We start from the raw sequence: 11,688 nt of genomic DNA, 5'->3' as shown, positions 1-11,688 counted from the left end.
ATTTTCCTCGATACAGGCGATGAGATATTGCGCGCCTACCCTATCAAACCCGTCAATGTTCCAACTTGGTTTACCGATCTTAAGCTGTTCGACACTATTCACGATCGACGTGTGGTCACCAGTGGCTGGATGCAGTTGGCGGAAGTCGAAATTGTCAGCCACCCTGGGGATGCCTACACCCAGCTATGGCTTGCCTTCGAACGTTTGGTTTATGCGTTCTGCTTTATCTTCCTCATTGGCTTGTTTGCGATCTCTTTCATCTTGCGCCGCGCATTAAAGCCGCTCCAGCTCATCGTCACCAAAATGGAGCAAGTGGCGAAGAATCAATTCGGCGAACCTCTTCCCCGCCCAGCGACCAAAGATCTCATCTACGTGGTCGATGGCATCAACAGCATGTCTGCACAAGTAGAAAAATCGTTTAAAGCGCAAGCTCAAGAAGCACAGCAATTGAGACAACGTGCCTACATCGATCCCGTGTCTCAATTAGGCAACCGCGCTTACTACATGAGCCAATTAAACGCATGGTTGACCGAAGGCGGAATGGGTGGCGTTGCTATCTTAGAGGCGAGCTTTATCCGTGAACTGTATGAAGAAAAAGGCTATGAAGCGGGTGATGGCATGGTCAGAGAGCTGGCCGAACATCTAAAAGTCTCTATCTCCTCGCCGGAAGCGACATTAGCGCGTATCTCGTCTGAAGAGTTCGGTTTCATCCTTCCTAACATCGATGACAGCGAGCTCAAACTGATGGCGGACAGCATCATTACCTTTGTGCAAGATGTCAGTGCCGATCCTACCGGCATGGCGACCGCTAATGTGTCACTGGGTGTGGTGTACAGCAAAACATCGCGCGGGACGTCTGAAATCCTCACCATGCTCGATAACGCGTTGGCAGCGGCCAAAGCAAACCCAGATTCCAATTATGGCTATGTGACCGGTGAAAACACTGAAAATCTCATGGGCAAACAGCAATGGAAAAACTTGGTGGAAGAGGCGATCAGCAACGATTGGTTCTCCTTTAGGTTCCAAGCCGCGAACGACTCCTGGGGACAGACATACCACCGCGAGGTGTTCTCTGCGATTGAGAAAGGCGATGAGCGTTATACCGCCAACCAATACCTGTTTGCGCTCGAGCAATTGGGCGCAAGCCACATCTTTGATGAGTACGTCATTCAATCGGTGGTGGATAAGCTAAGCCGCGGCGAATTCAAAGAACCCGTTGCCATCAATATGTCGCAAAGCAGTATTTCCCAACCAAGCTTCATTCGCTGGATATCTCAATATTTAGCCAAGCACAGCAAAGTCGCCCCTCTGCTCCACTTTGAGATTCCAGAAAACTGCTTTATCAATGCACCACACCACACTGCGCTATTTTGTAATGCCATTCGTACGGCTGGCGCCGACTTTGGTGTCGATAATTACGGCCGGAATTTCCAATCGCTTGATTACATCAACGAGTTCCGTCCTGCGTACGTGAAACTGGATTATCTCTACACTCACCACCTTGATGATGAAAAGCAGAAGTTCACATTGACGTCTATCTCGCGCACTGCGCATAATTTGGGTATCAAGACCATCGCCTCGCGCGTGGAAACACAAACGCAGCTTGATTTCCTATCTGAACATTTTATTGAAGTCTTCCAGGGCTTCATCGTAGATAAATAACGACAAAGGGTTAGCATGCAGGATCCGCTATTAAATTCGCTTATCTACGTCAGTCGCTACTATGGTTTAGCGAACTCTCCAGAGGCACTCATCAATGGGCTGCCTCTTGCTGACGGGAAGCTCACACCTTTCCTATTTCCGCGCTCGGCTGAACGGGCTGGTCTAGTCGCGAAAGAAAACCGCTCAAAACTGAGCGACATTCCTCAATTGGTATTGCCCGTTGTGTTGCTGCTCAAAAGCGGTGACGCGTGCGTTCTCAACAGCATCAATGACGAAGGCAGCGAAGCAGAAATCGTTACGGGTGAATCCGGCCTTGTGCCGATTTCCATCAGCATGGATGAACTCGAAGCGCTCTACATTGGCCGCTACTTCTTGGTCAAAAAGCAATTCCGTTACGATGAACGCTCACCCGAAGTGCTCAATACCAAAAAGGGGCACTGGTTCTGGAGCACCATTTGGCAATCGAAACGCATTTATCGAGATGTGTTAATTGCGTCTATTCTCATTAACCTGTTCGCCGTTGCTGCGCCAATGTTTACCCGCTTGGTGTACGACAAAGTGGTCCCCAACTTGGCGTTTGAAACCTTGTGGGTGTTGGCGAGCGGTATCTTTGTCATCTTCTTGTTTGATTTGGTGCTCAAACTACTAAGAAGTTACTTCATTGATGTAGCAGGTAAAAAGTCGGACATTCTCATCTCCTCCAAACTCTTTAGCAAAGTGATGGGGATCCGAATGGAGTCTCGCCCCCCTTCCGTGGGTGCATTTGCTCGCCACTTACAAGAGTTTGAATCGATTCGTGAGTTCTTCACCTCGGCAACCATAGGCTCGTTGATTGACTTGCCTTTTGCGCTGCTGTTTTTGCTTCTGATTTGGCTAATGGCTGGTAATTTGGTGCTGGTACCGATTGTCGGGGTGGTGATCCTGGTCATCTACTCACTGCTGATTCAAGGGCCTTTGCGTCATACCATCGAAGAGGGTTCAAGACTCGCATCGCAAAAATACGCGAACTTGATTGAGAGTTTGGCTGGGCTTGAAACCGTGAAACTATTTGGCGCCCAAAGCCAATTTCAGTTCCGCTGGGAAGAAGCCGTTGCCCACATGGCCAACTGGAACATCAAAAGTCGCCGAATTACCGATGGCATTCAGAACACAGCGGGATTTGTTCAGCAAGCGTCGAACGTTGGGATGATCATTCTTGGTGTGTATTTGATCTCTGAAGGTGAATTGACCATGGGCGGTCTGATTGCTGCCACCATGTTGAGCGGTCGAGCGATTGGCCCTATGGTGCAGCTGTCACTGCTCTCGACTCGATACAACCAAGCCAAATCCTCAATGACCATCATTGAGCAAGTCATGTCGATGCCTGACGAACAAGAAGAGGGTAAACGCTACATTCACCGCCCAATCGTACACGGTAAGATTGAGCTTGATAAAGTCACCTTTCACTACCCTGACTCACCCATCGCGTCTATTCGAGATCTCAGTTTAGTTATCAACCCAGGAGAAAAAGTGGCGATCATAGGTCGAATTGGCTCAGGCAAGACCACACTTGAGCGCTTGATCATGGGCTTGTACAAACCCACTGAAGGACACGTGCGTATCGACGATACGGACATAGACCAAATGCACCACATCGACGTAAGACGCAACATTGGCTGTGTACCGCAAGACAGTCAGCTATTCTACGGCTCGATTCGCGATAATATTACGCTTGGCAAACCGCTAGCCGACGATCGCGATGTAATGGATGCGGCTAACCGCGCTGGCGTGACCGTGTTTACTCAACAAGACCCTGCTGGGCTAGAAAGGCAAGTGGGTGAAGGAGGAATGCTGCTGTCCGGCGGTCAAAGACAATCCGTCGCCATCGCGCGAGCCTTACTTGGCCGCCCACCCGTTTTGCTGATGGATGAACCCACCAGCGCAATGGATAATCGCTCTGAGATGCATATCAAGCAGCAGCTCTCTCAATTGAAATCGAGCGAGACGCTGATCCTTATCACGCATAAAACCTCAATGCTTGATGTCGTCGATAGGGTCATCGTGATGGAAAAAGGCAGCATTATCGCTGACGGCCCAAAGGCTGAGGTACTGAGCAGCTTGAAACAAGGTAAAGTGCGAGCAGTCAATCACTAAACCACGCTCTGATGAAGCAACGCGCCACTCGGTGTTAAACCGTTTGGCGCGTTGTTGTTTATGTGAATAGTGACCTAGGTGAATACTTACCTAGGCAAATATACTCCATTACTTAGAGCGAAAACGCGCCGTAAAGTGACGCAGCACTGGTGGCTCGTAATCGAACGTCAATCCTTTGAGTTCATGTGCGCGCTCTTTCAGGGCAATGATCGCATCGGCAATATAATCCATGTGATCATTGGTGTAGACGCGGCGCGGAATGGTTAAACGCATCAACTCCAAATCAGAGGCTTTTTGTTCCCCCGTTTGAGGATCTCGACCAAGCAACAAAGAGCCAATCTCAACCGCGCGAATACCCGCTTCTAAATAGAGCGCATTACAGAGCACTTGGGCAGGAAACTCATCCGCTGGAATGTGAGGCAAGATTTTCGCCGCATCGACAAACACCGCATGGCCGCCCGTTGGCGTTTGGATCGGGATACCGCCTTCTTGCAAACGTTCACCTAGATACTCAACCTGAGAGATGCGGTAATGAAGGAAATCTTCGTCTGCCCCTTCATAGAGACCACGTGCGAGCGCTTCCATGTCACGGCCCGCCATACCACCATAGGTGACAAACCCTTCCATCGGCACACATCGGGTGCGCACTGCTTGGAATAACTCTTCATGATCTCGAATGCAGCATAAACCACCAATGTTCACCATTGGGTCTTTTTTCGCCGACATGGTCAACATGTCCCCGTACTGGTACATCTCACGGATGATCTCAAGTATCGACTTATCTTGATAGCCGGGCTCACGTTGCTTAATAAAGTAGGCGTTTTCACAGTAACGCGCGGAATCGATTACCACTGGAATATCATTTTTCGAAGCAATCTCGTACACCGCGCGCATGTTGGCCATGGAAACAGGTTGCCCACCCGAGCTGTTACACGTCACCGTCGTGATGATCGCACAGATATTGTTGGCACCATGAGCCTCTATGGTGGTTTGCAGTTTATCGAGGTCAAAGTTGCCTTTCCAGTCATACGGCGTGGTAGTATCAAACGCGCGATCATCGACAACGTTAATCGCTTTGCCGCCGTTTAGCTCGATATGACCTGCGGTCGTATCAAAATGGTAGTTGGAGATAAAGACAGGCTCAGTACCACCGCGTACCACTTTCATTCTTTCAATCAACGCGGGGAAGAGGATCTGCTCAGCACCTCTACCTTGGTGTGCGGGAACCGTAAGTTTATAGCCAAAAAAATGCTCTACTGCCGCGCAAAGGTTGTAGTAGTTGCGGCTGCCCGCATAAGACTCATCCCCCAGCATCAAGCCTGCCCATTGGTTGTCACTCATCGCTCCGGTACCGGAGTCGGTGAGCAAGTCGATGTACACATCGTCACTTCTAAGCAAAAACGGGTTAAGTCCAGCCTCATTGAGCGCTTCAACTCGGTCTTGGTAGGTGGTCATTTTAATCGGTTCCACCATCTTAATACGGAACGGTTCTGGAATGCGTTTCATCTTTTGATCCTTTGATTGATCGCCAGCACTCGCGATACGCAAGCGTGCCAGAGCAGCATGCATATGCGGCATCACGCAGTGACGATCTTAAAATGTATTTAACGGTTGTGTTTCTCGCAGCGCATGGCGCTGACAAAGGGGATCAAAGTGATGAGGATTCTTTGCTGAGCAGGGAAAGGCAGTAGTCCAAGTTGTACCACGACGACAACACGAGTTTGCTGTCTAGTGCTGATTGTCGCACGAAAAAGTCGACCAGCATGCTGCTTGTCATAGCGTTATCCTCCGGTTGAATTGAACATTCCTACACTATAGCGAAAACCTTTTTGAGATTACCGTGAAGTACGCCGCACAATAAACCATACAGAATCTGGTCTAATCGGTGTGCGACCTTTACGCCAATGAAGATTGTGTTAAATTTTCAAACTTCTCACATAAGGTTATTGAAATCGACGCCCGATACGCGCGATGATGCATGAGTTAAGTGCCTGTTTCATAGGCTACTCTGTAATTAGGGAATACCATGAAAAATCAATTTTGCCTTTTCGCTGCGACCGCATTGATCAGTAGCGCAGCCTTTGCCGATGTCACCCTTTCCATTCCTGATACCATTAATGTATTAGTGGTCAATGGCGCTAGCCCTAAACTAGAAGGCGGGTTTTTCTCTGCGTCGAAAACCCTGACCCTACCAGATGGTGAGAACCAAATTTTGTTCCAGTACCAACCCTATTTTGACCAAGGTAATGATCGCGTCATTTTAGAAAGCGATCCGCTCGTTGGCACCTTCAACGCTTCAAACACTAAGCTAGAATTTGCTCTGCCTAAATACCGCAATGAAAACCAGGCGCGCAAGCAAATCAGTCATGTCGAGTGGTCACTTGTAGATGAGAGTGGCAACATGCTGGAGACCAAACAAGATAAATTGGTCAAAGATGGCTTTCAACTTGGGCGCAACCACCAAATCGAACTGGCCGAGTACAACCGCCAAGGTGGTGTCGCAGCACTCTCTACCGTCGCTGCTACGGCTGCAGTTGCCACGCCAGCCCCTACCACACAAGTTGACAGCAATACGGCCGAAGAAATGCTCCATTTTTGGTACAACAAAGCTGACGCAGAAACTCAAGCTCGTTTCAAAGCGCACATCAACAACCAATAATCACCCACGCGCTCAAACGAGCGCGTTATTTCTTTGCAAAGGAGTGCAAGCATGTTTCGTTATGAGGTTGATGACGAAGTCTCATTGGCACTGGTTCATGAGTCGTTCGCGGCCCACTATGCTCAGTTGGTCACAGAGCAACTGCCCTACCTAACACAATGGCTAGCTTGGCCTGCCCATTGCCAAACAGAGCAAGATTTTCGCCTGTTCATTCAACGCTCCTTACATGATTACGCCGATGGCAAATCCATGACCTGCGCCATCCTCTACAATGGCGATATTATTGGTAACTGCAGTTTCAATAGCATCAACCATGACACCAAATGCGTTGAAGTCGGCTACTGGATAAGCCAACACCATCAAGGTAAGGGGATAGCCACGCGAGTGGTTCAAGCGCTGACGCACATCGCCTTTGACCAATACCAGATGGAAAAAGTCCAACTGAGCGCTGCGGTCGACAATCACGCGAGCCGCGCCGTCGCCACGCGTTGCGGTATGACCCTTGAGGGAATCTTAAGTCATCAGGAAAACATTGATGGCCGCTTATTAAGCCACGCTATCTACGGCCTGCTTAAAAAGCATTGATTTTGCGCACAAATCCTTACCGGCCATACAGAGTTCACGTTGAGCTGTGGTAACATCCCGCCACTCTTGTTGGTCGATGTGACATTTTTATGTGAGAGGCGGTTCGATGACATCAAGCTTTTCGATACACGGGAAAGGCCGTTGGCGGTGGCTACTGGTGCTCATGGCGCTCAGTGGCGGTTACTTTGCCAGTGACATTTATCATTGGTTGAGCACAGCCCGCCACCAACACACTTCCATTGACTTAAGTGAGTACTGCGCCCTCACCACGTCTTCGTGTCAATTAGGCAAGGTCTCGATTCACGCGGATAAAGACACCAGTCAGCCTCTGCTGCCGACTACCGTCTCTGTCGCCTGGCCAGACAACGATGCTCAATCGCTGGTTCTGTCACTCCAGGGCGTTGAAATGGAGATGGGTTCGCCAAAGTTTTTGCTTACGCGGACAGGGGATGGCCAATATCAAGGCGAACTGCTACTCCCCGTCTGTACGACAGACGCCATGACTTGGTATGGCACCGTCTCTGACGGTCATACCCACCATAAACTCTCAGTAAGGATGGAAAGATGAGTCGAAATTGGTCCCTGATTTTAGTCGTCGCCTTTGCGCTGGGATTTGGCCTTAAAAGCTATCTCGATCACCAATCGCAGGTCACCCCAACCAATGATAGCCGTGACGCGTCCATATTGTATGGTGAGCAAGGCCAACCCGTTGATATTTTTGACTCGTCCGACCCACGTATCCGTGTGGTTTACTTTGGGTTCACTCGCTGCCCCGATGTCTGCCCCACTTCACTGGCCATGCTGGCTGGCGCTCTAAATCAGGTGGGTGAAGAGGTTCAACACCAATTTAGACCCATGTTTATCTCTTTAGATCCCGAGCGAGATGCCGCTGCCGATGCACATCGCTACGCGCAGTATTTTCATCCGTCAATAGAAGGGCTCTCGGCGCCTCTTGAGATCACCACCCCGCTCGCCCATCGCTATGGCGTAATATTTAGAAAAACCGAACTGGAAAACTCTGAGCTAGGTTACACACTCGATCACAGCTCCTACTTCTACTTTTTAGCGCCGAATGGGACACTGTTGACCAAAGTCCCACACACTCTAACGCCCGCGCCTATTGTTGAGGCGTTGAACACCGTGACCAAACAGCCCCAGCAGGCTGATGAAAAATAATTGATTGAGAAAGAAAGGATTGCCTGATGAAACTGCCTACACTTCTACTGTCTTCGCTGCTGATGAGCGCTTCAGCCATTGCGAATACCGATGTCATGACACACCATGCGTACGCTCGTGCCACGCCGCCCGCAGCGGTAACCAGCGCCGTGTTTGTCACCCTAATGAACAAAGGTGATGAGGAGCGAATCATCACCTCGGCCTCCACTAGTGCGGCAGGCAAAGTGGAGTTACATGATGTGATCAAAGAGGGCGATGTGATGAAAATGCGCCAAATTGAGCGCATCACCGTACCCGCCCACGAGCAAGTGGAACTGAAACCGGGTAGCCTGCATATCATGCTGTTTGATTTAACGGCACCTTTGGTCGAAGGTGAAGAGATTGAAGTGACCATTGAATACCTAAATGGCGAGTCACAAACCTTTACCGCTCCTGTGAAAAAGGTGATGAGCGGGATGAAACACCACCACTAACGTCGATGCCGAATGCGGCCAATTAAGACAACACTAAGGGAGCGTATGCTCCCTTTTTCTTATCATTCTTTTATTGTAGATAACACCATCTTGGTAACATATAATTTACAACTTTGATAAAAATCCAATTGTTTCATCTATGTTTCAATTAATTCTAGACACATTATTTCAACACGCTAGTATATCGGCTTCAGCTAGGAATAGCTGGAATAACTATAACCTCAGATAATTATTCATTGCAGGGATACATATGCAACACAACTCTATTTTTGCCCGCTTTGCGCGCGGAAATCTGGTGCTACAGATCCTAGCCGGTATCATCCTTGGTGTTGGACTGGCTACCGTGTCTCCGGAGTCTGCTCAAAGTGTCGGGTTACTTGGAAGCCTATTTGTCGGCGCACTAAAAGCCGTCGCGCCTATCTTGGTTTTCATTTTGGTGGCTGCGTCTATCGCCAACCAAAAGAAAAACCAACACACTTACATGCGTCCTATCGTGGTTTTGTACCTATTTGGTACATTAACCGCCGCCCTAACGGCCGTCGTACTGAGCTTTTTGTTCCCTACCACCTTGACACTGGTATCGGGTGCAGAAGGCGCTACACCACCGCAAGGCATTGGTGAAGTATTAAATACGCTGCTGTTTAAGTTGGTCGACAACCCAGTCAATGCGCTAATGAGTGCAAACTACATCGGTATCCTAGCTTGGGCTGTCGGTCTTGGTTTGGCTCTGCATCATGCTTCAGGTACGACGAAAGCCGTGTTTGAAGATCTTAGCCACGGCGTATCGCAAATCGTTCGTTTCATTATCCGTCTTGCTCCTTTTGGTATTTTCGGTCTCGTTTCTTCAACACTGGCAACCACAGGTTTTGAAGCGCTGGCTGGTTATGCACACCTTCTAGCGGTATTACTTGGTTCGATGGCAATCATCGCATTGGTGGTCAACCCACTGATTGTTTTAGTAAAGACTGGTCAAAACCCATACCCGCTGGTATTCCAATGTCTGCGTGAAAGTGGCGTTACCGCCTTCTTTACCCGTTCAAGTGCAGCCAATATCCCGGTCAACATGGCGTTGTGTGAAAAGCTGGATTTAGATGAAGACACCTACTCCGTGTCCATCCCACTCGGGGCCACCATCAACATGGCAGGTGCAGCTATTACCATCACAACCCTGACGTTGGCGGCGGTTCATACCCTGGGCATTGAAGTTGATCTAATGACAGCCTTGCTTCTAAGCATTGTGGCATCCATTTCTGCCTGCGGCGCGTCGGGCGTGGCCGGTGGTTCATTGCTGCTGATTCCTTTAGCGTGTGGCCTCTTTGGTATTCCAAACGAAGTGGCGATGCAGGTCGTCGCGGTCGGCTTTATCATTGGTGTTGTGCAAGATTCCGCAGAAACCGCGCTAAACAGTTCAACCGACGTTGTGTTTACTGCAGCCGTTTGCAAATCGAAACACAATCAAGAGAACGCATAATCACACATGCATAAACGACAAAGGCTCCCAGTCCAACTGGGAGCCTTTTTTATTGTTGCACATTCAATCATTCGTCGGATCGGTTCAATGACCGGATGATTTAGATGTCGGTGCAAAATGTGACTGGCTAAAGTCTAGTGGGTCGCTCGTTGTACGCTCCTCACCTTGATCTTGCGTCTCACCTTGCCGAGAAGGATCTGGCTGGCGCGTCTCTGTTTGCGACTCTGGTAACGCAGAATCGCCTCCGCTTGGCAGCGCTTCTTTGCTCAGTAGCTCTTCTTTATTCAAGACCGATAGATCCTGCTCTAATAACGGGATTTTGCGTTTATAGAGCTTGTTCAACGCACGAATAATCGAATGCTTGCTGACTTTCTTTTCTCGGATCTTCTTTAACATTGGCTTAGATAAGGCTTGCAAGCCCACGACAGTATCCACACCAATATTCAGTGCCACTTGATCGCGTAGCAATCTGGCTTGCTCGTAGCCGAGTTGCGCCGCTAGAAACAGCCAAATATAAGCGATAGAGTTGCCATTGGGGCGGTAATCCATCCAAGCTTCACCGGCACGGTACATCGCTTCAAGGTAACCCTTTTCCGCCGCTCTTTCGAGCCAGTAACACCCTTTTTCGTGGCTGACAGGAACACCACGTCCGTAGATATAATTCAGACCTAACTTCATTCGACCTTCATTGCTTTTCAGCGCCGCAGCGCGACGAAAATACTCCGTCGATTTTGTTGGATTAGTCTGTGGGTTATTCGGTGCAATATACCAGTCGCCAAGGAAGTTGATCGCATCAACAAAGTTTTGCTTGGCGGCGCTTTCTATCGTCTCTAGCGCTTTCACAATGTCTTTCTCGACACCACGTCCGTGGAACAGCGCCACTCCCATCTCAAAGCGATGAGGAAGACTCCCCTCATGGGCGGCAATGCACGTTTGCCAGTACTTGGCCTGCTCCTTCAAGATCACATCTTGTTTCATGCGATTGCTGATACGCACCACGCCATACATCCCGGTCACATTGTCCTGTTTGGCCGCTTTGGTATACCAATACAAGGCTTCTTGAATGTTATGGCGCTCCGCTTCTTTCGCTAAATACAGAATCGTCGGGACATGGCCAGACTCCGCTTTATACAAGCGCTCCTCTTTTTCCTGCTTACGATTCTTCTCGATGGCTTTTCGTAGCGCCATATCGCGCGCTTTACGCTCATTCTCTAAACGCTTTTTACGCAGCGAGAGTGCCAGCATCCAAAGAAACAGGCACAATAACAATAATCCGGTCGCGCCAATCGCGATACCCACTATATTCATGATGGTCTTAGTTTCAGTTCTGTTGCGGCTTATATCGGCGATAAGCCCACTTTCTTAAGGCTTCCATCATACCATTCATTCCCAACACATCGATGATTATTGGCGACGATAGCGAGACCCTTTGGGTAAAAACATAAAATTCTCTCACAATACACAGCAAATTTGGTATTGAAAAAGGCGGCGCTGAAGAATCTTCTGTGGGGGTAGGAGCATTAATCAGC

At 49.2% G+C, this 11,688-nt stretch carries 11 protein-coding genes; 8 read left to right on the top strand and 3 right to left on the bottom strand.

All coding sequences use genetic code 11. The features are described from left to right. Both AC6R1A_RS16595 and AC6R1A_RS16590 read left to right on the top strand, forming a co-directional pair. Window positions 1-1,662, top strand: a 1,662-nt coding sequence (locus AC6R1A_RS16595) for an EAL domain-containing protein (protein WP_500646205.1), incomplete at its 5' end; no start/stop codon positions are given. 15 nt (window positions 1,663-1,677) lie between these two features. Further along, window positions 1,678-3,795 carry a type I secretion system permease/ATPase gene (locus tag AC6R1A_RS16590; protein WP_500632804.1) on the top strand — a complete coding sequence of 706 codons (2,118 nt, stop codon included), beginning with the start codon at window positions 1,678-1,680 and terminating at the stop codon, window positions 3,793-3,795. A gap of 108 nt (window positions 3,796-3,903) precedes the next feature. Here AC6R1A_RS16590 and AC6R1A_RS16585 read toward each other — a convergent pair whose 3' ends face one another. After that, window positions 3,904-5,301, bottom strand: coding sequence for a tryptophanase (locus tag AC6R1A_RS16585; RefSeq protein ID WP_500632803.1), 1,398 nt, complete (start codon window positions 5,299-5,301; stop codon window positions 3,904-3,906). A 520-nt stretch (window positions 5,302-5,821) separates the two neighbouring features. On the opposite strand from AC6R1A_RS16585, the gene AC6R1A_RS16580 reads away from it, so the two are divergent. From AC6R1A_RS16580 to sstT, 6 genes are all read left to right on the top strand, one after another. Then, the gene (locus tag AC6R1A_RS16580) at window positions 5,822-6,454 is read left to right on the top strand and encodes a DUF2057 family protein (protein WP_500632802.1); all 633 of its coding nucleotides are present in this window, start codon (window positions 5,822-5,824) and stop codon (window positions 6,452-6,454) included. Between the two features lie 51 nt (window positions 6,455-6,505). Next, window positions 6,506-7,039, top strand: a complete 534-nt coding sequence (locus tag AC6R1A_RS16575) for a GNAT family N-acetyltransferase (protein ID WP_500628497.1) — start codon at window positions 6,506-6,508, stop codon at window positions 7,037-7,039. A 106-nt stretch (window positions 7,040-7,145) separates the two neighbouring features. Beyond that, window positions 7,146-7,607 carry a hypothetical protein gene (locus AC6R1A_RS16570; RefSeq protein WP_500632801.1) on the top strand — a complete coding sequence of 154 codons (462 nt, stop codon included), beginning with the start codon at window positions 7,146-7,148 and terminating at the stop codon, window positions 7,605-7,607. Continuing rightward, entirely contained in the window at window positions 7,604-8,215 is a 612-nt protein-coding gene (locus AC6R1A_RS16565) for an SCO family protein (protein ID WP_500632800.1), read from the top strand. Before AC6R1A_RS16570 ends, AC6R1A_RS16565 begins: the two co-directional genes overlap by 4 nt. A 26-nt stretch (window positions 8,216-8,241) precedes the next feature. Next, entirely contained in the window at window positions 8,242-8,688 is a 447-nt protein-coding gene (locus AC6R1A_RS16560) for a copper chaperone PCu(A)C (protein WP_500632799.1), read from the top strand. Between the two features lie 250 nt (window positions 8,689-8,938). Further along, window positions 8,939-10,159, top strand: a complete 1,221-nt coding sequence (sstT, locus tag AC6R1A_RS16555) for a serine/threonine transporter SstT (protein ID WP_500626198.1) — start codon at window positions 8,939-8,941, stop codon at window positions 10,157-10,159. Between the two features lie 84 nt (window positions 10,160-10,243). Here sstT and AC6R1A_RS16550 read toward each other — a convergent pair whose 3' ends face one another. Together AC6R1A_RS16550 and AC6R1A_RS16545 are read right to left on the bottom strand one after the other, a co-directional pair. Next, complete coding sequence (locus tag AC6R1A_RS16550; protein WP_500646204.1) at window positions 10,244-11,467, bottom strand: tetratricopeptide repeat protein; 1,224 nt, start codon at window positions 11,465-11,467, stop codon at window positions 10,244-10,246. A 13-nt stretch (window positions 11,468-11,480) separates the two neighbouring features. After that, window positions 11,481-11,688: hypothetical protein (locus AC6R1A_RS16545; protein WP_500646203.1), on the bottom strand; the 208-nt coding region annotated here is incomplete at its 5' end.

It is taken from the genome of Vibrio sp. R10-SG3-ISO3 (assembly GCF_059834225.1).
The sequence above is the reverse complement of the archived record's forward strand: the minus strand, read 5'-3'. Positions and strand labels throughout refer to the sequence as shown.

Excerpts from the sequence above, each read along its gene's own strand:
- AC6R1A_RS16590 (WP_500632804.1), top strand. The coding sequence starts at position 1,678 with ATGCAGGATCCGCTATTAAATTCGCTTATCTACGTCAGTCGCTACTAT.
- sstT (WP_500626198.1), top strand. The coding sequence starts at position 8,939 with ATGCAACACAACTCTATTTTTGCCCGCTTTGCGCGCGGAAATCTGGTG.
- AC6R1A_RS16570 (WP_500632801.1), top strand. The coding sequence starts at position 7,146 with ATGACATCAAGCTTTTCGATACACGGGAAAGGCCGTTGGCGGTGGCTA.
- AC6R1A_RS16565 (WP_500632800.1), top strand. The coding sequence starts at position 7,604 with ATGAGTCGAAATTGGTCCCTGATTTTAGTCGTCGCCTTTGCGCTGGGA.
- AC6R1A_RS16560 (WP_500632799.1), top strand. The coding sequence starts at position 8,242 with ATGAAACTGCCTACACTTCTACTGTCTTCGCTGCTGATGAGCGCTTCA.
- AC6R1A_RS16580 (WP_500632802.1), top strand. The coding sequence starts at position 5,822 with ATGAAAAATCAATTTTGCCTTTTCGCTGCGACCGCATTGATCAGTAGC.
- AC6R1A_RS16575 (WP_500628497.1), top strand. The coding sequence starts at position 6,506 with ATGTTTCGTTATGAGGTTGATGACGAAGTCTCATTGGCACTGGTTCAT.
- AC6R1A_RS16585 (WP_500632803.1), bottom strand. The coding sequence starts at position 5,301 with ATGAAACGCATTCCAGAACCGTTCCGTATTAAGATGGTGGAACCGATT.
- AC6R1A_RS16550 (WP_500646204.1), bottom strand. The coding sequence starts at position 11,467 with ATGAATATAGTGGGTATCGCGATTGGCGCGACCGGATTATTGTTATTG.